Annotated in this window: 25 protein-coding genes; 14 read left to right on the forward strand and 11 right to left on the reverse strand. The window is 41.8% G+C overall.

Annotated features, from left to right (window positions below; all coding sequences use genetic code 11):
- Nucleotides 1–78: 78 nt before the first annotated feature.
- The 5 genes from BM291_RS03690 to BM291_RS03710 all read left to right on the forward strand — a co-directional run bounded on the left by BM291_RS03690 (nt 79) and on the right by BM291_RS03710 (nt 3,267).
- Nucleotides 79–570: an RNA polymerase sigma factor gene (locus BM291_RS03690; RefSeq protein ID WP_092894814.1), complete on the forward strand. Its 492-nt coding sequence runs from the start codon at nt 79–81 to the stop codon at nt 568–570.
- Nucleotides 567–995 carry a hypothetical protein gene (locus tag BM291_RS03695; RefSeq protein ID WP_092894815.1) on the forward strand — a complete coding sequence of 143 codons (429 nt, stop codon included), beginning with the start codon at nt 567–569 and terminating at the stop codon, nt 993–995. Before BM291_RS03690 ends, BM291_RS03695 begins: the two co-directional genes overlap by 4 nt.
- Nucleotides 996–998: 3 nt before the next feature.
- Nucleotides 999–1,544 carry a DUF4252 domain-containing protein gene (locus tag BM291_RS03700; protein WP_092894816.1) on the forward strand — a complete coding sequence of 182 codons (546 nt, stop codon included), beginning with the start codon at nt 999–1,001 and terminating at the stop codon, nt 1,542–1,544.
- A gap of 85 nt (nt 1,545–1,629) precedes the next feature.
- A complete protein-coding gene (locus BM291_RS03705; protein ID WP_092894817.1) occupies nt 1,630–2,115 on the forward strand; it encodes a DUF4252 domain-containing protein in 486 nt (161 codons plus the stop codon).
- A 585-nt stretch (nt 2,116–2,700) separates the two neighbouring features.
- Nucleotides 2,701–3,267, forward strand: a complete 567-nt coding sequence (locus tag BM291_RS03710) for a hypothetical protein (protein ID WP_092894818.1) — start codon at nt 2,701–2,703, stop codon at nt 3,265–3,267.
- A 407-nt stretch (nt 3,268–3,674) separates the two neighbouring features.
- Here BM291_RS03710 and BM291_RS03715 read toward each other — a convergent pair whose 3' ends face one another.
- Both BM291_RS03715 and BM291_RS03720 read right to left on the reverse strand, forming a co-directional pair.
- A complete protein-coding gene (locus BM291_RS03715) occupies nt 3,675–5,417 on the reverse strand; it encodes a M14 family metallopeptidase (RefSeq protein WP_092894939.1) in 1,743 nt (580 codons plus the stop codon).
- Between the two features lie 12 nt (nt 5,418–5,429).
- Nucleotides 5,430–7,034: a M14 family metallopeptidase gene (locus tag BM291_RS03720; RefSeq protein ID WP_092894819.1), complete on the reverse strand. Its 1,605-nt coding sequence runs from the start codon at nt 7,032–7,034 to the stop codon at nt 5,430–5,432.
- A gap of 271 nt (nt 7,035–7,305) precedes the next feature.
- Here BM291_RS03720 and BM291_RS03725 point away from each other — a divergent pair, with 271 nt between their 5' ends.
- The 7 genes from BM291_RS03725 (at nt 7,306) to BM291_RS03755 (ending at nt 14,723) form a co-directional block, all read left to right on the forward strand.
- Complete coding sequence (locus BM291_RS03725; protein ID WP_092894820.1) at nt 7,306–8,136, forward strand: universal stress protein; 831 nt, start codon at nt 7,306–7,308, stop codon at nt 8,134–8,136.
- A gap of 6 nt (nt 8,137–8,142) precedes the next feature.
- Nucleotides 8,143–9,378 (forward strand): cation:proton antiporter, encoded by a 1,236-nt coding sequence (locus tag BM291_RS03730; RefSeq protein ID WP_092894821.1) that lies wholly within the window; start codon nt 8,143–8,145, stop codon nt 9,376–9,378.
- Between the two features lie 101 nt (nt 9,379–9,479).
- Complete coding sequence (gene hemH / locus BM291_RS03735; RefSeq protein WP_092894822.1) at nt 9,480–10,508, forward strand: ferrochelatase; 1,029 nt, start codon at nt 9,480–9,482, stop codon at nt 10,506–10,508.
- Nucleotides 10,509–10,629: 121 nt separating this feature from the next.
- The gene (locus BM291_RS03740) at nt 10,630–11,793 is read left to right on the forward strand and encodes an AIR synthase related protein (protein WP_092894823.1); all 1,164 of its coding nucleotides are present in this window, start codon (nt 10,630–10,632) and stop codon (nt 11,791–11,793) included.
- A 158-nt stretch (nt 11,794–11,951) separates the two neighbouring features.
- Complete coding sequence (locus BM291_RS03745; RefSeq protein WP_092894824.1) at nt 11,952–13,301, forward strand: neutral/alkaline non-lysosomal ceramidase N-terminal domain-containing protein; 1,350 nt, start codon at nt 11,952–11,954, stop codon at nt 13,299–13,301.
- A gap of 191 nt (nt 13,302–13,492) precedes the next feature.
- Nucleotides 13,493–13,771 (forward strand): DUF983 domain-containing protein, encoded by a 279-nt coding sequence (locus BM291_RS03750; RefSeq protein WP_092894825.1) that lies wholly within the window; start codon nt 13,493–13,495, stop codon nt 13,769–13,771.
- Nucleotides 13,772–13,829: 58 nt separating this feature from the next.
- On the forward strand, nt 13,830–14,723 hold the full coding sequence (locus BM291_RS03755; RefSeq protein WP_092894826.1) for an AraC family transcriptional regulator: 894 nt from the start codon (nt 13,830–13,832) through the stop codon (nt 14,721–14,723).
- On the opposite strand, the gene BM291_RS03760 is transcribed toward BM291_RS03755, so the two are convergent.
- Nucleotides 14,715–15,314 (reverse strand): class I SAM-dependent methyltransferase, encoded by a 600-nt coding sequence (locus BM291_RS03760; RefSeq protein WP_139229028.1) that lies wholly within the window; start codon nt 15,312–15,314, stop codon nt 14,715–14,717. The genes BM291_RS03755 and BM291_RS03760 overlap by 9 nt on opposite strands.
- Before the next feature lie 188 nt (nt 15,315–15,502).
- On the opposite strand from BM291_RS03760, the gene BM291_RS03765 reads away from it, so the two are divergent.
- The gene (locus tag BM291_RS03765) at nt 15,503–16,861 is read left to right on the forward strand and encodes an acyl-CoA dehydrogenase family protein (protein ID WP_092894828.1); all 1,359 of its coding nucleotides are present in this window, start codon (nt 15,503–15,505) and stop codon (nt 16,859–16,861) included.
- Here BM291_RS03765 and BM291_RS03770 read toward each other — a convergent pair.
- On the reverse strand, nt 16,858–17,697 hold the full coding sequence (locus tag BM291_RS03770) for a hypothetical protein (protein WP_092894829.1): 840 nt from the start codon (nt 17,695–17,697) through the stop codon (nt 16,858–16,860). The two genes, BM291_RS03765 and BM291_RS03770, sit on opposite strands and share 4 nt — an antisense overlap.
- Before the next feature lie 267 nt (nt 17,698–17,964).
- Between BM291_RS03770 and BM291_RS03775 the strand changes: the two genes are divergently transcribed.
- Nucleotides 17,965–18,603, forward strand: coding sequence for a GDSL-type esterase/lipase family protein (locus tag BM291_RS03775; protein WP_092894830.1), 639 nt, complete (start codon nt 17,965–17,967; stop codon nt 18,601–18,603).
- Nucleotides 18,604–18,784: 181 nt separating this feature from the next.
- On the opposite strand, the gene BM291_RS03780 is transcribed toward BM291_RS03775, so the two are convergent.
- From BM291_RS03780 to atpB, 7 genes are all read right to left on the reverse strand, one after another.
- On the reverse strand, nt 18,785–20,344 hold the full coding sequence (locus BM291_RS03780; protein WP_092894831.1) for a sulfatase family protein: 1,560 nt from the start codon (nt 20,342–20,344) through the stop codon (nt 18,785–18,787).
- Nucleotides 20,345–20,490: 146 nt separating this feature from the next.
- Nucleotides 20,491–21,363, reverse strand: coding sequence for an ATP synthase F1 subunit gamma (atpG, locus tag BM291_RS03785; protein ID WP_092894832.1), 873 nt, complete (start codon nt 21,361–21,363; stop codon nt 20,491–20,493).
- Nucleotides 21,364–21,427: 64 nt separating this feature from the next.
- Nucleotides 21,428–23,005: a F0F1 ATP synthase subunit alpha gene (atpA, locus tag BM291_RS03790; RefSeq protein WP_092894833.1), complete on the reverse strand. Its 1,578-nt coding sequence runs from the start codon at nt 23,003–23,005 to the stop codon at nt 21,428–21,430.
- Between the two features lie 25 nt (nt 23,006–23,030).
- On the reverse strand, nt 23,031–23,591 hold the full coding sequence (gene atpH / locus BM291_RS03795) for an ATP synthase F1 subunit delta (protein WP_092894834.1): 561 nt from the start codon (nt 23,589–23,591) through the stop codon (nt 23,031–23,033).
- 9 nt (nt 23,592–23,600) lie between these two features.
- Nucleotides 23,601–24,095, reverse strand: a complete 495-nt coding sequence (locus BM291_RS03800; protein WP_092894835.1) for a F0F1 ATP synthase subunit B — start codon at nt 24,093–24,095, stop codon at nt 23,601–23,603.
- Nucleotides 24,096–24,167: 72 nt separating this feature from the next.
- Nucleotides 24,168–24,428, reverse strand: coding sequence for an ATP synthase F0 subunit C (gene atpE / locus BM291_RS03805; protein ID WP_092894836.1), 261 nt, complete (start codon nt 24,426–24,428; stop codon nt 24,168–24,170).
- Nucleotides 24,429–24,465: 37 nt separating this feature from the next.
- Nucleotides 24,466–25,509, reverse strand: a complete 1,044-nt coding sequence (gene atpB / locus BM291_RS03810) for a F0F1 ATP synthase subunit A (RefSeq protein WP_092894837.1) — start codon at nt 25,507–25,509, stop codon at nt 24,466–24,468.
- Nucleotides 25,510–25,558 lie beyond the last annotated feature (49 nt).

Here is a 25,558-nt window from a genome sequence, read left to right on the forward strand (position 1 = left end):
GTAGTTTATCTAAAAAACTTTAAATTTTTTTCTCATCTCAACTGTAACATTTACAATTCCCATGCATTACCGTATCAAATGAAGTCATTTTTTGAAGCACATATCTGGCCGCAAAGAGGCAGGCTCTACCGGCTAGGGTATCTCTGGGTGAGGGATAGATCCCTTGCTGAGGATATGCTTCAGAATGTCTTCGAAAAATCTTTTGCACGGGAAGATGAACTTCGGAGCCACCCAAACCTGATGGGCTGGCTAGTAAGCAGCTTAAAAAATGAAGCTTTGATGCACTTTCGGCAAACCAAAAAGCTCGACTCTTTGGAAGGACTGGAAGCATTGAAAGCAGAAGAATCAATTTCAGAGGACACGAAAGACTCGGTACGAAAAGTAATGATCCTTGTCAAGGAACTGCCTTTGCGTCAGCAGGAGATTTTTCACCTGAGAGAAGTAGAAGGATTGAGTTACGAGGAAATCACTGAGCACCTAGATATAAGCCTGGAACAAGTGAAAGTAAACCTTCACAGAGCCAGAAAAAGCATTCGAGAGCGGATGCTCAACCAAAAATTAACCAAATGAGCCAGCGAATAGAAGAATTACTCGAAAAGTACTGGGAAGCTGAAAGCAGCCAAGAAGAAGAGCAAGAACTCAAGACCTTACTCCTATCTACTGAAGGCTATGCCGATGAAAAAGCCTTGTTCTTGGGCTTAAGTGACTTTTCCTCTGAAGAGCCAAGCCTAAAAATGCCAACCAAGGTAGTACCAATCAAATCCAGAAACTGGATGAATTGGGCGGCATCTGCAGCAATCCTGATAGGTTCTGTATGGGGATGGAGAGTTTATGAGCAAAAGCAGGCTGAGCAAGAAGCTTATATGGAAGTCATGCAGGCTTTTGCGCTGATCCAAACCAATCTCTCCAGAGGGCAAGAGCAAATGACCATAATGAATGATATGAAATACCTGAATACGACTAACCAACTATTTGGCAACCCTTCAAATAAATAAGCTATGAAAAAATTCATACTAATTCCGCTATTGCTATTTGCCTTTATTATTAAAGCGCAGGCTCAGGATGATGCTATTCAGCGCTTTTTCTCCAAGTACATGGATGACGATCGATTCTCCAGAGTGTACATCAGCCCTAAGATGATGCAGATGGCGGGAGGATTTCTGAAAAGCAATGCGGGGACAGACAAAGACTCGAAAGACCTAGGCGCCCTAATACAAAAAGTAAAAGGGATCCGAATACTTTCCTCAGACGAGGTCAATGGATTGACTTTCTATAAAGAGGCAATGGGAACACTCTCCAAAAATAAGTACGAGGACCTGATGATTGTCGAAGACAAAGGAAGTAGCCTCAAGTTTATGGTTCGCGAGGAGGGCGGGTTAGTAAAAGAGCTAATGATGATCTCTGGAGAAGAGGGAGACTTTACCTTATTATCTATGCTAGGAAACTTCACTTACGAAGATCTCAACCTACTTGCTGAAAAGACTAATATTCCTGGAATGGACATGTATGGCAAAGGAAGCAAGGGGCCAAAGGGAGTTAAATAAGTATTAAGTAAAGCGAAACTAGAAGGTAGTCCCTAGGTTTCACAATTCGGAAAACATTAAACAAATCATACTATATAATACGCATATGAAAAAGCTCATTCTAACCCTAGCACTAATTGGAGCGGTAATGTCCGTTCAGGCACAAAGCAAAAGCGTCAAAGCACTTTATGAAAAATTCAAAGGTGAAGATGACTTCTTCCACATGGAGCTGGGAGGCAACTTCATGAACTTTGCCGAAGGCTTCAAAATCGATATCGATAAAAATGACATGGCTACTGTAGCAAAGTCAATCGAGAAATTGAACTTCTTCACACTACCAGACCACGCTGATGACACACGTCAAGAATACAAAGCACTACAGAAAGGATTGGAGCGAGAAAGATATGAGCTGTTGATGGAAGCTTCTGAAGGAAAAGGCGGGGTAATCGTATATTCAAAAGGAGGTAATACCATTTCAGATTTAGTGGTACTTGTTGGAGGTGATGATGGAGACTTGATGGTAGTAGAATTGAAAGGTAAGTTTGATCAAGAATTGGTGGCTAAAGCGACAAATTATAAGAACAAAAACTGATTTTACCCAAAAGGCCGAAAACAGCAATATTTCAGTTTTCGCTATATTCATCCAAACAGGTTTAGAAATTTAACTCTAAACCTATTTTTTTTGTCAAATCTAGAATCATAGGGTAAAAACACATCTATCAAGAAATATTTTTCAGGAGATTATTATAATAATGGTCTGATTTAACCTCAATTTTTAAGGTCAATATTAAAACTTGAGATTTTTTTTTCACAAAATTTACATTGGAATTCTATAGAAATCCTTTTGCCTTGAAGTAATTATATTTTGTGTATTTCAAAATAACAAACAAATATTTTACAAATAGCCCAAAAATCAAAATGCAACAAGGCACGCTATCGATTGCGAAAGCATTTTATTGTATTTACAATTTTTACAATGTTATGTTATGGAATCATTAACAATGATGTTTTTTTATTGAAGTATTTGCAATTGAGTTTTTCCGTAGTACCTTTGAATCATAATAACAAACCAATCGGTTACCCCGATGGAAACTGTAACCCAAAATACTCACTAAAAGACGGATCAGTCGTCTGGCGGTTACACAAAATTTAGAACCTATTCAAACCAATTATTAACATGAAAAAATTATTCACTTTGCTTTTTGTAGCGGGGATCGCTGCAGGAGCTTTTGCAAAATCTGAAGGAACAACTGTTCTAATTAGAAAAACTGAAACTACTAAGGTAGCAGTGTCCTTCAATGAAGCACCACAAGGAACTGTGATCGTGAAAATCACAGATTCAGAAGATCGTTTGATCTTGAGAGACAGAATCAACAAGGACGAAGCGTTTGCTAAGAAATATGATCTAAAATCTCTTCCTCAAGGATCATACTCTGTAGAAGTTATGGACGAATCAGGCGTTTTAAGAACTGCTTCTTTCAACAACTTCGTAACAGAAGTTCCAGCTGTATTCTCTAGAGTATCTCCAATGGGTGACAATCAATACAGATTGCTTGTAAGCAACCTACAGTCTAAAGATGTAGAAGTGATGATCTACGATGGTGACAAATTGATCCACACAGAGAAAATCGATAACCCACAGGGACTTCACAAAATCTATACACTAAGCAATCTTAGTGGAGCAGGTATCAACTTCAAAGTAAAAACTGCTTCAGGATTTGAAGGATACGTGACTAGCCTTTAAGCTAAACCAACTTTCTGTAAAGAAACCCCGCTTGAGCAATCAAGCGGGGTTTTGTTGTTTATAAGGATTTGTACTGGTTTTGTTGCGGAGTTCCCTGCTCTTCCCACATGCTACATTTAATGTTATCCTTCTTTTCCAGAATCAGGATTTATTCATTTCTATTAATAATTGTTCTCTAGTCCCGTGCCTAAAGGGACAGAGATAAAAGATTAATTCTTCCTTACTTTCCTAGCCATAGTTCGTCCCTAAAGGGACTTGAATTCAATTACCGCCAAAGTTGCGCCCTCTGTGTTAACCTTTGTTTGTACCCATTTCGGTTAAACCAAAAAAAATGCGGAACATCTCTGCTCCGCATTCCATTTTTCAATCTTAAACTGCGAGATCACTGAGTGATGACCTCTGCGACCCTATTTCTCTTTCTTCCAGCTCGCTTTTCCACCTTTGGCAGAATCAACAGTGATAGAATAATTAGATCCTGAGGATACAATCCACTTCACTTTTACTCCAGTCATCCCCGGAACATTAGCAACAGAGATTTTCTCAGGAGTCAATTTCTGCTCTGTCAACTTGTTAAAGTCTTCATCTTCTACTACAAAACCTGCGACAACTTTGGCTCCTGAAAGCGTTACGTAATCAGGCCGTTCGATTTTGTACTTGAGATCCTGGCTCGCATGAGTTGGCATTAAGCGCTCGTTGAAGATCGTAGCCGTGATAGCTTTTAAGCCTCCACCAAGATCTTCTTCCTTCACATCCATTACAGATAGTTTTGGCGTGTGATAACCATGATAGATCGTGAACGCAATATTTCTATGCGCATCTTGCTCAAGCAAGAAACCTGGGTGAGCACGTCCGAAGTTTTTCTTAAATCCTCCAATTTCCACAGTTCCAAACTGCGGATGCTCAAATTCATGCCAGTTGACAAAAGCATCGCCCATAGTCAACAATTCATCTACTTTGAACATCTCATCTTGTCCACGTCCTTGAGAGTCCTTATGGAAATATAGATAAGGCGTCATCAACTCATTTGAGTACGTAAAAACACCTCTTACTCCATAAAACCAATCTAACTCTCCGCCAAATACAGAATACATATCCTTGTAAACTGTCAGATATCTATAGCCAGGAATAATCTCTTCTCCTTTATTTGCTATCGCATCATAGATCCGTATATCTTCTCTATTGTACGTACCTGCATCTTCTTCGGCACCTGGACCACGAAGAATCATTCCGCCTGAATTGTGGAAACTCTGAGCTCCAGCGATATTTGGATGTTTCATCACAAACTCCATCACAGAGCGATTTTCAGGTAGTGTAAACGGATATCTCATCGCACCACGCTGGATATAATCAGGCTGCCAATTCCATCCCCAATCTCTATTCGGGTCATAATACCCAACTCCATCATCGTTCACGCGACCATCACCATCACCATCAGTACCTTCCTGACCAAGCATTTCATACTCTCCCACTTTATCAGCCCCAACCATAATGAGCTTTCGGCCATCTTGGGGATCTTTGATATATCGTCCAGTAGGAGATTTTCTGATCATCATAGTAATATGACCATCACCGTCGAGATCATCCATTCCATCTTCACCTGCTATACCATCACCATCGTTATCGAGAGTAATCATTCCAGATCTAGGCGAATTAGCGGTGTTAGGTTCTAAGAAGAAATCATTTCGCGCATCAGGATTGATAGTCGGAGTGATATAAAACACCTTGTCCTTCAATAATTGCTGGACAAACTCATTATCAGCAAACATCTCAGTCAAATACCAAGCACCATAGAGTGAGAATTCCCCACCCTGAATTTCATTAGAGTGAATATTGCCATCGATCCACATGCCTGGCTTGTCTGTATCTTTACCTGTAGAGAAATCTGTAATCGTCAGCGTCATTATGTCTCTGCCTTCGAAGGATTTCCCTATCGTTTCAAGTTTGGCGATATCGGGATGTGCTGCGGCAATCTTTTTCATATTATCTACCAATCCCTCATAGGTATAATATCTATTGAAAGCGATATCTACTTTAGGATTGTGCGGTGTACCTACGGCTCGGAAAAATTTCTCCTGCGCATCGGCAGTGGTATAGCTTCCAAGACTAAGTGCGCCTACAGCCAAGGAAAGGATCAATTTTTTTGTTATCATCTTTTTCATGGCTTAGAGTTTTACAGTTGAAGTAGTGAATCCAGCATGAGAAGCGCCGGCCTTTACTGTCACATTTCCGGAGCCTTTAATGATCCAGCTAAAACTAGCTTTCTCATAGGCACCTAATGATTCCATAAGCTCAATCTTATTTCCAGAGACGATTTTGTCTGCGGCGGCATCTATATCGATTCTAATTTTGCGAAGCCATCTGGATTTTTCACCCATTTCTGAATGTGTAGGCATGGAGGAATTATTGAAAAGATCCATCGTCACCCGAGTTAATCCATTACCAAGCGACTCAGTCTTCACATTGTGAATCTCAAGCTTAGGCTGCATTGCTGCTAGTTTCAGTATAAATTCTGTATGCTGCTCTGCTATCTCCCCAACTTTATCATAAGAAGGAGTTGTCATCGCAAACGGCTTCACACCACCAACTTCTACCTTTTTTCCAGGAAAGTCAGGATGCTTCACTTCTGTCCATGGTACAAATACATCATTGTTCAGTGAATCCGCCCAAGCCAAGTAATTTGCTTCTGCATTCGACTTGCCTTTTCCTGTAGAGTCTTTGAATTCAGGAGTCCAATAACCCGGTGTTCCGAAACTCAATCTACCAAAGTGAAAATAGGCCCACTGGAAAAAATCACCATCAGTCCCTTGGTTGTCTTGCTGGAAAGCTTTCTGTTTCACCGTCTCTTTGTAAAGGTCAGAAACCAACACATTAAGCGCCTGATCTTTCTCCAAAATAGAGGTGACTACTCTTTTCTTTGCATTTCCCGCATTGTATTTCAAAGGTGAAGTCAAGTTGTTAGCTGGAGAAAAAGTAACGAAAGCAAAAATATTCCATTGCTCGAAAAGATAATCTAACATGGCTCTAGACTCTTTTTGTGTCACTGGCATATCGCCCGCCAAAGGCTCAAACACTGGGAATTTGTAAGTCAAAGACTTGTTGAAGGCTATTCCTTCTTTCAAGTCCTCTGCAAATTCACCGTCTTTGTCGTCATCCCTAGACTCCTTATAAAGCGAGTACTTGCCTGATTCACCTTTAGAACGATCTGCTTTTACAAGCACTCGATCATCCTCTTTTGAAATCATATAGTCTCCCATAGGATCTTCTACACGCATCATAGTGATCATGCCATCACCGTTTAGATCAGAATAACCACTTCCACCTGGAGTGCCATCTCTATCATGATCTACTGAAACTGCATTTCCCCTTCTCTCATATTTCAAAGAAGCGTAATATTGCTCATAAGCATCTGGAGACATATTTGGAAAAATGTAAAAAGTGCTCGCTTCAAGTGCGTCTGAGTGATCAGCAACTAGCTTTTCAGCAAATTGAACTGCAAGCTCTACACTTAAAACTTCATAACCTTCCACTCCACCTACTACAGCAATAGCGGGTTTTTGATCCAATTGTCCAGTGCCTATTTTCAGCACCCAGATATCTTTTCCGCCTTCCGTTTTGGTGAGCGAAGTGAGCGTAGCTGAGGCGTTGGAAGCCACACGCTGCAAACGTTGATTAAGTTGACTGATAGTAGGGTAATCCGACTGCGCAACCGCAGCTCCTGAAAGCCCCATACCTCCGATCAACAACCAACTGAGTAGTGTTTTTTTCATATGATTATAATTTGTTTTAAATGGTCCTCCCTCCGATAATAATCGGGGCAATCGAGAGGAATCTCTTTGGGTTATATTATTCAATTTCGTCCAATCCAAAAAAAAGATCAACACCTAAATTTTACTAAAATTTCGTGACAATATGCCCTTTCCTTTTTCTGAATGCAGAAATAGCTCTTGAATGGATATGGATCAGGATAAATGGAGTTGAGCCCCAGCTATTGTACAGATGATGAAAATTCGCTTATTTAAGGGCATTAGCTTTTTTAAAATGTATCAAAAAGTAGCCCTTGCCATAGCTTTTTCCCCACGGATGGAAGCTCTTATTTCAGAAACAAAACGTCTAGTGGAGCTTTTCGGCTCTGAACTGATCCTTATTCACATTGGTAAAAAAACCGATGAACTGGAAGCCAAACTTGACGAAATAATTGTGAAAACAGGTTTGGATAAAGTGAAAACCAAACTGATCTGGAAAGAGGGCAAGCCGGTGAAAATGATCATCCAAGCATGTAAGGAGGAGCAAGCAGATCTTCTGGTTGCGGGAGCCTTAAAACGTGAAGGATTCTTGACCTACTATATGGGTTCTGTAGGTAGAAAAATTATTAGAAAAGCTCCTTGCTCAGTTTTGACACTGATCGAACCTAAAGTAGGATCTACCGTTTTCGACAAAATAGTTCTGAACGGAACGCAATTAGAAATCACTCCACACGTGATCGAAGTAGGGATTAATTTCTCCAAAAAAATCAAGGCTGAGCAGGTTCATATTTTGAATGAAATCAAAATGTATGGACTTCAAATGGGAACTGCCAGCGAAGACTCAGAAGAAGAAGCCTCTCAAACTCGCAGACAGTTAGTGCAGAATGAAATGGAGTACGTGGAGGAAATTATGAAAAAAATAGATCCGGGAGATTTGAAGCTTAATATAAAAGTGACTGGTGGAAGATGGGCTGTTGAACTTGCCAGATTCTGCGAGAAAATAGACGCTGACTTGCTCGTGGTAGGTGATGATCATAAATTGAATTTCTTCGACAGGATATTTCCACATGATTTGGAAGACCTATTGAGCACTTTACCTTGTAATTTATTAATCGTAAAAAATTAAACCTCCATGGAAACTTTAGACCATACGGAGGTAATTAACTTACTCCTCCAACTCGCGTCCATTCTTATTCTGGCAAGAGTATTTGCTGAAATAGCCAGAAAATTCAAACAACCAGCCGTAGTAGGTGAAATATTTGCCGGGATAATCCTCGGCCCAACTATACTTGGGAATTTCTTTCCCGGCGCACATGAGTATTTATTTGCTTCGAATGAGATGACCAATATAGCCTTCGATGGCTTCGTCCAGATCTCGGTGGTGCTATTGCTATTCATCGCAGGTCTGGAAGTAGAGTTACATATCGTTTGGAGTCAGGGCAAAAAAGCCCTTTACATAGCCGTAGCCTCTATGATCTTGCCGATCATAGCCGGGTTTGTCGTAGCCTATGCCTTCCCAGAGTTTCTAGGAGTCAATATCAACGATAGAATAGTCGCATCCACCTTTTTCGGGCTAGCTATTTCCATCACAGGTTTGGCTATTGTAGCCAGGATTCTCATGGATTTAAACCTGTTCAAGACTTCATCAGGCTTGCTTATCATAGCGGGAGCGATGATCGTGGATGTACTCGGCTGGCTGATTTTCTCCGTGATTTTATCACTTTCTGAGTCTGGAAGTGAAGGACTGGGAGTTTGGCCAACCATTGGACTCACGCTACTTTTCACCTTAGGCATGCTGACCATAGGGAAAGGACTCATCAATCGAGTCTTACCATGGATTAATAAAAAAATGGCTTGGCCCGGCGGCTTACTTTCTCTTTCCTTAGCACTTTGCTTTTTAGCTGCATCATTCACAGAATTCATAGGAATACATGCCATTTTTGGTGCATTTATCATTGGAGTAGCACTTGGCGATTCGGAGTATTTGACAGAAAAAGCCAAGGAGATTTTACATCAGTTTATCAATAACATTTTCGCTCCTATCTTCTTCGTCTCGATTGGTCTAAAGGTGAACTTTATCACAGGATTTGATCCGGGAATCGTCGGAGTTGTGATTATTGTGGGCTTAGTGACCAAGTATTATGGAGCTTACTTCGGAGGAAGACTTGCAGGGGTTCCGCGCAAAGAATCCATTGTCGCTGGCTTTGGTATGAGCACTAGAGGAAGTATGGATATTGTACTGGGGCTGATCGCTTTAGAAAACGGTTTGGTGACCGAACCGCTCTTTATAGGACTGGTAATTCTAGCAATAATCGCCAGTATGAGTGCTGGACCTTTGATAGGCTGGGCAAGGAATCTGAAAATCTAAGAGCTTTTTTCACTCAGTGATTCTCAAGATCAATTGGCTAAATCTAACAATAGGACGTATTTTTGGGTTCATAATCGGAAATCCTCTCAATTAGAGCACACATGAATAAATCGGGAAAAATCGGCGTTTTGCTGGTGAACCTGGGAACCCCAGATAGTACCGCTACCGGCGACGTAAGAAAATACCTTCGTGAATTTCTAATGGATGGACGGGTGATCGACATTCCTTACATCAATAGATGGATGTTGATCAATTTGATCATCGCTCCTTTTCGCGCACCAAAATCTGCGCATGAATACCGCAAACTTTGGACAGATCGAGGTTCTCCGCTACTTTTTCATACCGAAGATCTCAGAGATCGCTTGATCGAAAAACTAGATGCTAAGCAATACAAAGTGGCCATTGCCATGCGCTACCAAACTCCATCCATAGAAGCTGGACTGGAAGAACTACGAAAAGCACATGTGACTAAAATCATCGTGCTTCCACTTTTCCCACAGTATGCTTCTGCCTCTACAGGTTCCGTTCAGGACAAAGTGATGGAGATAGCCAGAGGCTGGCAGATTATCCCAGACATTTCATTTATCAGTAATTTCATCGAGCATCCATTGTTTCTGGAAGCTTGGGCAGAACGCGGACGAGCTATGCTCGAAGGCAAGGAATACGACAAAATACTTTTCTCTTATCATGGACTTCCTGAGCGTCAGATCCTCAAAGGTTCTGTCGATGGATACTGCCAACTAGGAGCGTGCTGTAATAAATATGGAGCAAAGAATCATTATTGCTACCGTGCGCAGTGCTTTCAAACTACACGTTTGATCTGCGAAAAACTTGGAATACCAGCCGATAAAGCGGTGAACTGCTTCCAGTCTAGGTTAGGAAAGGATCCTTGGGTAAAGCCATATACGGATGAAGTCATCACCGAATTGTCAGCACAAGGAGTGAAGAAAGTATTAGCTTTCTCACCGGCTTTTGTGGCCGACTGCCTGGAAACCACCGTAGAAGTCGCTGGAGAATACAGGGATAAATTCCTTGAACTAGGCGGTGAAGAATGGGACTTGGTTCCAAGTCTGAATTCTGAAAACACCTGGGTAGAATGTGTGAAGGAGATGGTGCTGGAGCATTCTTGAGTTACCTGACGTTAACTGGGGAGTGCGCGCATTCTGTGGTTAAAATCATCCTCCCGATAAGCAACTGAACTTTACCCCTCTTATTCATCCATTTTGGATAGAACCTATTAACTTTGCCTCCATGAACGAGCGATACATGCAGCGCGGAGTTTCCGCCTCCAAAGAAGATGTGCATCAGGCCATTTCAAAACTTGATAAAGGTCTTTACCCAAAAGCATTTTGTAAGATCGTGGAAGACACACTTGGCAACGATCCCGAATACTGCAATATCATGCATGCAGATGGGGCTGGAACCAAATCTTCCTTGGCTTATTCCTACTGGAAAGAGACTGGCGATGTGAGTGTGTGGAAAGGTATCGCGCAGGATGCCATCATCATGAACACCGATGATTTGCTTTGTGTGGGTGCGATCAATAACATCCTCGTTTCCTCTACGATTGGCCGAAATAAAAATCTAATCCCTGGCGAAGTGATCTCTGCCATCATCGAAGGCACTGAAGAAGTTCTTCAAATGCTTCGCGACAATGGCGTCAATGCTGTACTCACAGGCGGGGAAACTGCCGATGTGGGAGACTTAGTTCGTACGATCATCGTGGATAGCACGGTTACCTGCAGAATGCGACGTGACGAAGTGATCTCCAATGATCAGATTCAAGGCGGTGATGTGATCGTAGGTTTGGCTTCTTTTGGTCAGGCCAAATATGAAACAGCATACAATGGCGGCATGGGAAGCAACGGACTTACCTCTGCGCGTCATGATGTGTTCAACAAAGTATTGAAAACAAAATATCCCGAGAGCTTTGATGCTTCTGTTCCCGAAGATCTGGTGTACTCAGGAAAATATAATCTAACCGATCCAGCTCCAGGAGCTCCTGTGAATATTGGTAAGTTGGTACTTTCTCCGACCAGAACATATGCACCTATTATGGTAGATGTGTTGAATTACATGAGACCTAGGATTCATGGTTTGGTGCATTGCAGCGGTGGAGCGCAGACGAAGGTGCTTCACTTTGTAGATGATGTGCATGTGATCAAAGACAATCTTTTTGAGACTCCTCCCCTTTTCCAAATCATACAGGAAGAAAGTGGAACGGACTGGAAGGAAATGTACAAAGTCTTCAACATGGGCCACAGAATGGAAGTTTATTTGGACGAGCGCTACGCGGAAGAGATCATCGACATCGCAGAATCTTATGGCGTAGAAGCACAGATCATTGGTCGAGTAGAACCGCATCAAGGTAAAAAAGTAACGATTACTAGCCCTCATGGCACTTTTGAATATTAATTTATTCTGATTATCCGCAATGATGTCAGTAAACTAACTTTCTTTGATTGCATGGTTGGAAGACCGAAGACGGGTGACCGATGTTGCCTCAATGCTTATGTTTACCAAATCCTACAATGCATTACTGGCTGAAAAACTGATATTCATATCAATAAACTATGATAGCAAAAAGCATCTTAATCAAAACAACAAAAGTCCTAATCTGGGCTTTTGTTGTTTTGATGGTAATTGGAATGATCATTTTGACCAAAGTAGATCGCTCACCGATTCAAAATCAGGACTTTTATACCGAGACTTTGGAGCGATTAGATCAGACGACTTTTTCAGGATCACAGGGAGACGCTTGGATCGCAGGTTGGTCACGCTCTAATATGACTCCAGCCGAACCTGCTGCTCTGGTAGGCTATGCGCCTAGAGGAAAATACGAGTTCGTCCAAGACAGCAGCTATGTCAAAGCATTGGCTCTTTCCAATGGCAAAACTCGAATTGCCTGGCTCAATTATGAACTGCTGATCGTACACCCGACTCTTGCTGCGCAACTTCAGTCAGCTATCAAAGAAGCAAATCTACCAGTAGATCAGGTGATTTCCACTGCTACACATACTCACTCGGGAATGGGTGGCTACATGCCTGGCCCTATGGGAGAAATTGCTTTTGGAGGCTTCGATCAAAGCATCGTGGATTTGATTGTGTCGAGTAGTCTTTCTGCTTTGCAAAATGCCATCGCCACTCAAGACACTGTTTCTATCACCTATCGCAAGTCGGACGCAGGTGATCTGGTTGCCAATAGATTCGTGAAAGATGGGCCGACAGACCCCTATGTCCGTCAGCTTATTTTCACCAAAAAGTCTGGCAAAAAAGCCACTTTCCTCACCTATTCGGCACATGCTACCACGATGAGCACCAAGTTTATGGGCTTGTCCGGTGATTATCCTTTTTACCTGACCAAAGAATTGGAAGAAGGTGATTTTGACTTTGCCATGTACGCTGCCGGAACTGTAGGAAGTCACCGCCCGCTAAGACCTGGAAACACGCCCGAACTGGTCGAGCTATACGCACATCAGCTGGATTCGGCGCTGAACCTGAGGATGACTTATTTTGCTACGGTCAAAAATCACCGAATCAGAAGTGGATACTTGCCAATCACTTTGCGAGAACCGCATCTGAGAGTTTCAGATAATCTTCGCCTTCGTCCCTGGCTTTTCAATTACCTATTAGGCGATACCAATGCTCATCTGGATATTACTCAGATCGGCAATACGCTGATGATCGCTTCTAGCGGCGAGCTATCGGGAGTATTCTATGAAAAGTGGGAACAGCTGGCGCAAAGCAAAGGATTGAATCTTATTGTTACTACGTTTAATGGTGGCTACATCGGGTACATTACGCCAGATAGTTTGTATGACGAAAACTTTCATGAAGTCCGGGAAATGAACTGGTACGGACCTGGAAACGGGCAGTACTTTGATGAGATGGTTTTGAAAATCATTGACAAATCAACGCCATAAAAGTCCCAAATGTCCTTGGATTGGTCTGTTTTATCCAGCTACAAAAAAAACTTCCGTCATAAGTTTGTGGAAAATTAAGTCCTATGAAGTTTTCCACCCTAAAGAGCATATATCAATGCAAGTGCCCTCGTTGCCATGAAGGAGATATGTTTTTGCGAGGCAAATTATTGAGTCCGACCAAATTTACGTTCATGAATAAAAGTTGCGCCCACTGCGAACAATCTTTTGAGCCTGAGCCTGGCTATTATTTCGGAGCTATGTTCATTAGCTACGGGATCAATACAGGTATTTTTATTGCCGCCTGGATAGCACTCACTGTGATAAAGCCAGATTATTCACTCACACTACTACTGACGCTATTGGGTGTCGCAGCCATCGTTTTTCTGCCCTTTATTTACCGAGTCAGTAGATCCATATGGATCGCAATCTTTATCCCGTATCGCGGCGACGATCGGCAGCCTTCTAACTGAAAATCCACCGAATCAAAAATGGCTAAATTGGAAATCTCATGAATTATGAGAAATTTCAATGATGCCGAATAGCCCACTGCCTATATTTCAAATTCTCGATTTTGAGCCAGCCACTCCTGATCCCACCAATTTCTATTACGCAGGGTTGAAAAATCATCTGGCCACACACCAGTTCATTCAAAAACCTCATAAGCACGATTTTTACATTATTGTATTATTTTCTCAGGGAAAAGGCTCACATACAATTGATTTTCAAAGCTATCCCGTTAGCGGAGGAGCCGTATTTTTTTTAAGACCAGGTCAAGTTCATTCTTGGTCGTTGTCTGAAGATTCGGATGGACATATTTTATTTTTTAGCGCAGCGTTTTACGCTTCCCTCTTTTCTAGAAGCAGACTGAAAGGCTATTCTCTCTTCAATTCCTCTCAAGCTTTTCCACACTTGGAAACAGGTTCATTGGAAAAAGATGAGATTTTTAATGTTTTTGGAAAAATACTAGTAGAAACTAGCAACCCACAATGGGCTACGAATGATCTCTTGAGAAACTACATTGATGTGTTGCTTATATACTTTCAAAGATTTAAAGCCAAGAAAAATCCCTATTCAAAGGATGAGAAAATCGTTTATGATCAGTTTCAACAAGTAGAAATGCTACTTGAAAGCAATTTCAAACAGCATAGAGAAGCGGGGTTCTATGCAGAGAAACTAAATCTAAGTTTGAAACAACTCAACGCACTTTGTAAAAGAACTGTCTCTAAAACCATCACTCAACTTGTACTAGACCGAGTAATTTTGGAAGCTCAACGACTCTTAATTCATGCTGACCTGAATATTTCCAAAATAGCCTATGAATTGGAATTTGAAGATGCTTCCTATTTTAGTCGACTATTTAAAAAGAAGACTGGAGCGACTCCAGAACAATTTAGAGAACAACTGGAAAAGAATTCAGTTTGATTGCCAAATCTGGGCTTTCACCCAACCTTTCAGAAATTTCTTTTCTGAGTTTTTCTTCCAGTTGTTGGCAAGGAAAATTTTCTCATAATCAGGAATACTTGCCCGCTTGTGCTTTGTCACTAGTCTAAAAAATGTAATCATGCTCCTGTGCATAAATCGTTGATAGAAGTTTTTGGGAGCAAAAAAATCAGAGAGGTAAATCCTTCCTGCTGGTTTAATACTTTTTCTAATTTCTCCCAAAAGACTGTGAATCTCTTCATCTTTCATCGTGTCCAGCACAAAATGAAGCCAGACTTCATCAAATAACTTTCCCTTTTCAGCTTGGAAAAAGTCCAAATGATAGGTCAAGCTGCTTTTTACCAGATTCACCTTAGCCTTGCTGAGCATCGCATGGGAGATCTCCCAGTATTCACCTGATAGCTGAGCTTGGAAGCCCAGATAGTCAAGCCCATCTCCACCTCCTATAATTAAGATTTTTTTACTCGATAGCTCTTCTACAAAATGGGCTTTTGCCAGCATCAATTGATCGCCAAAAACCAGTTTGGTCAGGTGATTGTAAAATGGAGCTAGGAAACTGTAATGATCTTTCACTAGTTTAAAGGAATAGATTAAAGTTTTAACGCGCAAATATGCCAGTGGCGTTATTTTCATGGATCAATTGGCGGGAAGACGGATTATGGGAGACCGAAGTGGCCTCAATGATTGAGTTCAGCAAATCCTTTGATGCATTTATCACTTAAGCGGATAATCACATAGAATAAACTCCAAAATACCTTTGTATGAAAAATGTTTTTAAAACCCTCGGTGGACTTCGCCAACTTTTGTCCAGTATCGATCTGGATCAAATCTCTAAGCTTTCAGAAAAAGTAGACATCTCCAAAATGGTAGGTCTGGTATCGCAGATGAGCGAAGAGGATCTTTCTAAAATGATGGGAATGATGAAGGTAGGCAGTAAACCTAAGGTCATCCCTCCTGTCAATGGAGATTTCTATGAGTTGGGCAAAAGTCTACCGTCCCATGAACGAGACATCCAACTTCGGGTGAGAGAATTCATGGAGCGAGAGATCAAGCCCATCGCAAATGACTACTGGAATCGAGGAGAATTCCCGATGCAGATAATTCCAAAAATGGCGGAGTTGGACATCGCTGGATTGACATATCAGGGTTATGGCTGTCCAGGACACTCCGCATTGCTGGAAGGTTTTGTAGCCATGGAAATGGCCAGAATCGACACGTCGATCTCTACTTTTTTCGGGGTGCAAAGTGGTTTGGCTATGGGTTCGATCTACCTATGTGGATCAGAAGAGCAGAAGAAAGAATGGCTTCCTCCTATGCAGAAAATGGAAAAAATTGGTGCATTTGGATTAACAGAACCTGAAGTGGGATCTGGTGTTGCAGGAGGTTTGACGACTACTTGTAAAAGAGAAGGAGATGCTTGGGTGCTCAATGGGCAGAAAAAATGGATAGGAAATGCCACCTTCTCAGATATGACCATCATCTGGGCAAGAGATTTGGAAGATCAGCAAGTCAAAGGATTTATCGTAAGAAAAGGAAACCCTGGATTTCTTGCTGAAAAATTGGAAGATAAAATGGCACTGAGAACAGTGCAAAATGCATTGATCACCCTGACGAATTGTGAAGTTCCAGAAACGGATCGACTCCAAGAAGCAAATTCATTTAAGGATACTGCGAAAGTCCTTCGGATGACCAGAGCTGGGGTAGCTTGGCAAGCTGTAGGATGTGCACGAGGAGCGTATGAATTGGCTTTGGCTTACACGAATGAACGAAAGCAGTTTGGTCGCCCAATAGCCTCCTTCCAGCTCGTTCAGGATTTGTTGGTAACTATGCTTGGAGACTTGACAGCTATGCAGACGATGGTTTTCCGACTGTCTGAGATGCAGGACACAGACATCTTGAAAGATGAGCATGCTTCCCTTGCTAAAGTATTCTGTACACTTCGAATGCGCTCTATCGTGGATAATTCCCGGGCATTATTTGGAGGAAATGGCATTTTGCTACGCCATGACATCGCGAGATTTGTAGCAGATGCCGAGGCAGTTTATAGTTATGAAGGCACCAAGGAAATCAACTCTTTGATCGTTGGCCGTGCAATTACAGGACACAGTGCTTTTGTTTAAAACAAGAGCAAAAGGGCAGGTATAAGAAATACAATCTCCATACGCATTCTGATTTGCTCAGGTCTCAGGCCAGATTTGAAAAAGCTCAGATAGTGCAGCAACAGCATAATCAGTACTAAACTCGGGAAGATCCTATAAAGAGAATTCACCAATACCAATCCGATTAAAGCAACGAGAATTAATCCGATTGCCAGTTGGCGAATTCTCGGATCGAGTTTTTCCTGAGGAATAATGGTGGCGATGGACGAAAACCCGGCTTCCTTGTCAGATTCAGAATCCAAACTTGAAAGCATAATTAGGTTCAGATAGGCTAATCCCATATAAAGAATAGTGAGGGCAAAAGCAGTCCAGGTGTAATCAATTTCCACTGTTTCATACCATGGCAACCAAGAAATCCCTACTACATAGAAAATTGCTGAGCTGAGTTCTTTTAATCTCACCTGCTTTGCACCCAACTTGCGCACTGCAAGCATGATCCCCAAAATCACCAATCCAAGCCCTGCTCCGAAAAACAGCTCGTTTGAAAAACCGAAGAATACGATCGCCCAAAATAGTCCAACTGCTCCGACTAGTGCAAGTAGGACGAGTAAGGGTTTCCGATAAATCAGATGAAAATGATGCCTATCCTCGGCATGATCCACGGTCAATTTCCGGGCATCCATCAAATGATCAGCAGTGTAAATACACCAGACAGCCATTCCTAGCAAGGCGTACTCTTGCCATGCAAGTTCTGTTCTCAAGGCTCGCGAAAAAAATAGCATTCCCGCCATAGTGCCTAGAACTACATCAATGGAAAGCCAGGTAATGCGCTGATAGAATTTAAAAAGAAACTGCACAGGCTAAAGATAGCGTGAATGGGCAAAAGTCCATAGTTGGTGGACTAATGCTCACAGATAATTGTTATTTTAACGGCCTTATATCCTTCCCCCTCGACTCTGCTCGGGGTCCGAAATTTAAAATGAATATTATGGGAGTGGAAGTAGGCTGCAGAGCCTCCTTCCACTCCCATCTTAACAACATAAAACCCAGTGGCCGAGCGAAGCTGAGGCCCAGATTACACTTCTAATTCTCAAATCAATAAACCTAAAATCTAATCCTTACTTATGAAAAAACTCAATTTACTTTTAGTCGCCCTGCTCGCTTTTGCCACGGTTTCTTTTGCGCAAGCACCTATCAAAATTGCCTGCGTAGGCAATAGCATCACGCAGGGTCCAGGCAGAGACAATCCTGATAGCTGGCCACTACAGATGCAAGCCATACTCGGTGATGCGTATGAAGTCGGTAATTTCGGTGTTAGTGGAAGAACTCTACTTCGAAAAGGAGATTACCCCTTTTGGAATGAACCACAGTTTCAGCAGGTGAAAGATTTCAAAGCAGATGTGCTGATCATCATGCTAGGAACGAATGATTCCAAACCTCAGAACTGGAAGTTTGCCTCAGAATTCAGACAAGATTACTTAGACATGATTGCAGAATTCAAGAAAACCATGCCTGCAGACGGCAAAGTATATGTGATCATGCCAGTGCCAGTGACCAAGGACAACTTCGGTATTACGGCTTCAGTCATGAACAATGAGCAGCGCATGATGCTAGTGGATATCGCTGACGAAAGCGGTTCTGAGCTAGTCGATTTATTCACTCCTTTTATGGGACACGAAGACCTCTTTGCTGATGGTGTACATCCAAACACCGAAGGATTAGGCATTATGGCGAAAGTGATTGCAAGAGCGATTCGATTGTAAAAAAGTCCGGTGACGGATGTCGGGTGCTTTTAGCATTAAACCCTCCAGGTTTTGGAAACCTGGAGGGTTAACACGAAAGTGGATAGATTCACTTTGGCGATGAGCAGTTACTCAAACTTGCAAATTAACACATTGCGCCGTTGCGCCGTTGCGGGAGAATTTCCCACTATTAAATCTATCACTACTCCACAAACCCAATTTGCTTCCATTCTCCATCGATTTGATCGTTGGATTGTGGAGCGCCGGGGGTGCTTCTTCCTTCTTTGATATACTTGGACAACAATGCTTTTAGCGAAGCTACTTTGTCGCCATTTTCAGCATAGATATTATTCGTCTCTCCTGGATCGGAAGCTAAATTATACAATTGAACATCTGGAAGTTCGGCTTCAGATGGATCACCTGGTTTTGGAAAGCTCCAACCTCCAGAACCTTTAGCCATAATAAGCTTCCAGTCTCCTTGACGGATCGCGAAGCTCCCGTTGATAGAGTGTGAAACGGTGGCTTCACGGAATTGGGCCACTTTGTTATTGGCATCAAAAAGCGACACCAAACTGTAGCTATCCTCGCCTTCGTTATCCTTAAGCTCATACCCAGAAAGCTCTGCTCCTGTTGCCATCAAATCAGTTAGACAAATTGTTTCACTTCTAGAAGTTCCTTTCTGAATCTTAGCTGGCCACTTGGCAATAAAAGGAACTCGATGTCCTCCTTCGAAAATATCAGCTTTGTGCCCACGGTAGATATAACTGCTGAAGTGTCCGGCTTCCTGCATCACATCCAGACCTGCAGCTGGAGAACCTCCATTGTCACTCGTGAATACTATTAATGTGTTTTCTTCAATCCCCGCCTTTTTGATTGCTTCATTCAACTGACCTACATACTCATCAATCATCATCATGAAATCGGCATAGGGAGCCAATCCGCTTTTGCCCTGCCATTCTGCTGGAGGCAAAATCGGTGTATGTGGAGATGGTAAAGCCAAGTATAGGAAAAATGGCTTTTCTTCCTTTGCCTGCTCTTGAATGTAAGCTATAGATCGCTCAAAGAAATTCGGGGTAACTTTCTCATGATCGAAATCTGGGGAAGTTGGTCCTTCTCTCCACCAAGAATATTTGCCCTTGTTGACGGTTACTGTATCAGGAATTGCTGTGATTTGGCCATTCTCTACATACACATAAGGAGCCATATCCAGGGAACCATTATGTCCATAGGCATAGTCAAAACCTAGATCATTGGGAGTATGAGTCACTGGCTTAGTGAAATCTATCTGATCAAAATCATGTGGTCCCCAACCCTCAGCCGTCAGCGGATCTCCATCCAGCGTAGCCCAGTCCCATCCTAGGTGCCACTTACCTATAAATGCGGTGCTATATCCCTGCGCTTTAAGCACAGAAGCCATGGTACTTCGACTATCAGGAATTAATGCTTTAGAATTACCTGTCAATACTCCACTTTTCAACGTACTCCTCCAATTATACCTACCCGTCATAAATCCGTATCGCGTAGGAGTACAAACAGCTGAAGGTGTATGCGCATCGGTGAATATCATTCCTTCAGAAGCCAATTGATCCAAAAACGGAGTGGCAATTTTGCCCTCTGGATTAAAAGCTTTCACATCTCCATAGCCTAAGTCATCTGCAAGAATCACTATGATGTTTGGCTGTTTTACTTGAGGTTCTTTAGGTGAGCAGGAATAAAGCTGGAAGGTTAATACCAGAGCAAGTAGCTGAAGGAGGTGTTTCATAAAAGGCTATTTATTAGATCAGCAATTTAGGGCAAAAGAACCAATTTTGAGAGTAAAAAATATATGAATGAATTAGGAAGGAGCTCTCAAAACAAAAAAACCACAACCCTTCCGAGCTGTGGTTTTGGAAAGTAGGTCTATTGTTTTTATTTACCTTCAAGTGCATTAGCACCTGAAACAATTTCAAGAATTTCATTGGTAATTGCTGCCTGACGAGTTCTGTTGTACATGAATCGAAGTTCTTTCAGCAATTCGCCTGCATTTTCTGTGGCCTTATCCATGGCTATCATTCTAGCGGCATGCTCTGAAGCATTACTTTCTAGTACAGCTTTGTAGAATTGTATTTTCAAAGAAGTCGGAACCAACTCTTCGATAATGTATTTTCTGGATGGCTCCAAGATGTAGTCCGTATCAGGCACTTTCTCTTCAGCGGTATCATCCTTTGCCATTGGCAGGAATTGCTCCACCTTAACTTCTTGAGTAGCTACGTTTTTGAACTCATTGAATACCAATACAACTTGATCATATTCGCCAGCAATAAATGCGTTCATAGCAAATTCAGCTGCGCTTCTAGCATTTCCAAAAGTAAGATCTTGAAATAGCTGAGAATAATCAGATACCATGTTGAAGTCATTCTTCTTAAAAGATTCAAATGCCTTCTTACCGATAGGAAGAATAGTAATATTCATACCTACAAACTGTCTAGCTATGGCGCCATTTACAGCTTTGATAATGTTTGAATTGAAAGCACCACAAAGTCCTTTGTCTGAAGTCACAGGAATGATCAATACATTTCTCACTTCTCTTTTTTCAGCAAATACAATATCTGCAGCTCCTTCTGAAGCAGCGGATACGTTATTCAGGATCTGGGTCAACTTCTGAGAGTAAGGACGCATCTGTGTGATTTTGTCCTGCGCTCTTCTAAGTTTGGCGGCGGACACCATTTTCATGGCCTTAGTAATCTGCTGGGTAGAGACTACTGACGTTATCCGTTCCTTTACTTCCTTAAGATTTGCCATCTTGGTTGCGTTGTGCTAGGGTATAAATAACCGGAAGACTTTCGCCTTCCGGAATTCAAATCAATTATTTAGAGAACTTAGGAGCTAATTCTGCAGCTGCCTTAGAAAGAACTTTTGCAGCTCCGTCCACATCACCTTTCAGGATCAGTTGAAGCGCCTCAGGATAAGAAGTATCCAATAAGGTGTAGAATTCTTTCTCAAATGCTCTTGCTTTTTCTACAGGAACAGTATCCATCAATCCTTTTGCGGAAGCATAGATAATAGCTACTTGATGTGCTACAGATACTGGAGAGTACTGTGCTTGCTTCAAGATTTCCTGGTTTCTTCTTCCTCTTTCGATCGTACGCTTAGTAGTCGCATCTAGATCAGAACCAAACTTAGAGAATGCTTCCAATTCACGGAAAGCTGCCTGATCCAATTTCAAGGTACCGGCAATTTTCTTCATCGCTTTAATCTGTGCGTTACCACCTACTCTAGATACGGAGATACCTACGTTAATCGCAGGACGGATACCGGAGTTAAACAAGTTAGTCTCCAAGAAGATCTGACCATCCGTAATAGAAATTACGTTAGTTGGGATATATGCAGAAACGTCACCAGCTTGAGTTTCGATAATTGGAAGTGCAGTCAAAGATCCACCACCTTTTACCAAATGTTTGATAGAATCTGGCAAATCGTTCATTTCCTGAGCGATCTTGTCAGACTTATTAATTTTTGCAGCTCTTTCCAACAATCTAGAGTGAAGGTAGAATACGTCACCTGGATAGGCTTCACGTCCCGGAGGTCTTCTCAAAAGAAGAGAAACTTCACGGTAAGCTACAGCTTGCTTAGAAAGATCATCATAAACTACCAATGCAGGACGACCTGTATCTCGGAAGAATTCACCGATCGAGGCACCCGTAAATGGAGCAAAGAATTGCATTGGAGCTGGCTCAGATGCTGGAGCTGCTACAATTACTGTATAAGGAAGTGCGCCGCCTTTTTCTAATGCTGCTACTACTCCAGCAACGGTAGATGCTTTCTGACCGATTGCAACGTAGATACAGAAAACTGGCTCACCTTTGTCGTAAAACTCTTTTTGGTTAAGAATAGCATCGATAACTACTGCTGTCTTACCAGTCTGACGGTCACCAATTACTAATTCTCTTTGTCCTCTACCGATAGGAATCATTGCATCGATTGCTTTGATACCTGTCTGAAGAGGCTCAGTTACTGGCTGACGATAGATAACACCTGGTGCTTTACGCTCCAAAGGCATCTCGTACAATTCACCAGTGATAGGGCCTTTACCGTCAATAGGGTTACCCAAGGTATCCACTACACGGCCAAGCATTCCTTCACCTACTTGAAGTGAAGCAATTCTCTTCGTTCTCTTTACTGTATCACCTTCTTTGATTCCTCTGGAATCTCCGAAAAGTACAGCTCCTACATTGTCTTCTTCAAGGTTCAGTACCATTGCTTTCAGACCATTGTCGAATTCTAGCAATTCACCAGCTTGAGCCTTAGAAAGTCCATAGATACGAGCTACACCATCCCCCACTTGAAGGACTGTACCTACTTCTTCGAGTTCTGCTTCGGTTCTTGCACCAGAGAGTTGCTCTCTTAAAATTGCCGAAACTTCATCAGGTCTTACTTCTGCCATGATATATTAAGATTAATGCTTTTGATTAGATTTTACTTTCGTAATGATTTTGGGTAAACTGAGTTTTCAAAATTCTCAGTTTGCTACTCAATGACTCGTCAATCTGACGATCATTTACTGTCAAAATATATCCACCTATCAGGTCTGGATTTATTTTCTCTACCAATTGTACTGATTGCTTACCAGAAATCTCCTTCACTACTTCTGCAAACTCCTTACGAAGGTTGTCATCGATAGGGAAAGTAGTCGTCACTTCAGCTACCTGAATAGACTTATGTAGGTTATACTGGTTTTCAAATTCCTTTGCTACGTCAAGAAGAATCTCTTCTCTGTTCTTACCCGACACGATTTCGAAGAAAGTCATCGTAAGCGGTTCAACTTTATTAGCAAAAAGCGCTTTCAGCACATTCAGTTTCTTATCAGAATTGACAACTGGATTCCTAAGAACAACCGACAATTCATGATTACTTTCTGCCAATGCAGTCAGTCTTAGGAAATCTGTATGTACCTCCTCTAGTCTTCCTTTTTCCAAAGAAAGTTCCATGATTGACTTGGCATAGCGGGATGCTACTCTCTGGTTTGACATGGAGGAGTTTTAATTAAGCTTAAGTTCTTTGATAAATCCATCAACCAAATCCTTTTGAGACTTGTCGTCAGATAGATTTTTTCTCAACAATTTCTCAGTAATGTCTAAAGAAAGAGCAGCTACCTGATTCTTCACATCAGCCAAAGCAGCCTTCTTTTCAGTTTCGATGACAGCCTTAGCATTTTCGATCATCAAAGCACCTGCCTTTAGAGCTTCGTTCTTCGCATCATCGATCATTTTTACTGACACATCTTGTGCTTTTTTCAGGATGGTATCTCTCTCCAGTCTAGCGTCAGCAAGAAGTTTTTCATTCTCTGCTTTCAAGTTAGCCATTTCATTTCTAGCAGTTTCTGCTGCTTTCAATGCATTGTTGATACTGGTTTCTCTCTCTTCAATAGCTGCAAGCATCGGCTTCCACGCAAACTTGATTAGGATAAACAAGAGTGCTAAAAACCCAAACAACTGCCAGAAGATCAGTCCGGAACTAGGTAAAATAAGATCCATTAGATATATATAATTTCGTTATTGTTCAAAAAGAGGGATTGGCCTGAAAGACCAATCCCGTTTCATTTGTTCTTAGAAAGCGATACCGCCTGCATTCAAAGCAATAAGTAGACATACTACTACTGCAAACAGGGAAACCACCTCGATCAAAGCTGCAATGATCAACATAGCAGTCTGGATTTTACCAGCAGCCTCAGGCTGACGAGCAATAGATTCCATAGCTTGTCCACCAATTCTACCGATACCAAGTCCTGCGCCAATCGCAACAATACCTGCACCGATACCAGCACCCATAAGTGCCATTCCAGCTGATAATAAGATTGAAGTTAACATACGTTTTTATTTATAAATTGAACAAAGAAATTCCTAATTAATGCGCTTCATCATGTGCATGCTCTGCTACCGCAGATCCAATATACATGGCAGTGAAGAGTGTAAAGACATAAGCCTGGATAGTAGCTACCAATAGCTCAATCAGGTTGATAAATGTCACCATCAGCGTGCTAATCACACCTATAGTGTACGACTCAAAGATAAAGACCAAAGCTATAAAAGCCAAGATCACAATGTGTCCTGCCGTAATTGCTACAAAAAGACGAACCATCAAAGCGAAAGGCTTAGTAAACAAACCAATAATCTCAACAGGAACGATCACCAAAAGCAAAGGAATAGGAACTCCAGGAGTCATGAAGACGTGCTTCCAGTAATCCTTATTACCATTGACATTTACAATAATGAATGTCAAAACTGCTAGTGTCGCAGTGACAGCGATATTACCTGTAAGGTTGGCTGCACCAGGTAGCAAACCGATCAAGTTACCTATCCAGATAAAGAAGAATAGAGTAAGAAGGTAAGGAACAAATTTCTTATACTTCGGCCCTATAGCAGTAAGAGCTATCTCGTCCCTGACAAAGATCACTATAGGCTCTACAAATGCCGCAGCTCCTTTTGGAGCAACAGCACCATGCTTCTTATAATGACCTGCTGCAGAAAGAGACAAAATCAAAACCACTGCAATCACTAAAAACATCATCGCGACGTTCTTTGTAATAGATAAATCCGTAAAACTAGCACCATCTACTCTTCCCATGTGATCATGAGAATCAATAAAATACCCTTCGTGTGCATATTCTTCGCCGAAAGCATGTGTATCATGATTTTGGAAGTCTGAAGAATTAAATATCTCCAATCCTCTATCACCAGAATATACAATCACCGGCAATGAAAGTGTCACATGAGTGTGGCCAACATTGAAAAAATGCCATTCGTGTGAGTCCTTGATGTGATGCATGATGAAGCCCGTAGGGTCTTCACCTCCATCTTCAGAATCAGCTCCAGCAGCAAAAGACACACTGGATAAACTCAGCAAAAACGCTGACAATAAAATACTTAGGGAAAGAAATTTGCGCGTCATCTACTCTTTTTTTGAGGGCTACTTCGAAATCGGGCGCAAGTTAGCCAGA

Source organism: Algoriphagus aquimarinus, from assembly GCF_900112005.1.
In the GTDB taxonomy this organism is placed as follows: Bacteria; Bacteroidota; Bacteroidia; order Cytophagales; family Cyclobacteriaceae; genus Algoriphagus; species Algoriphagus aquimarinus.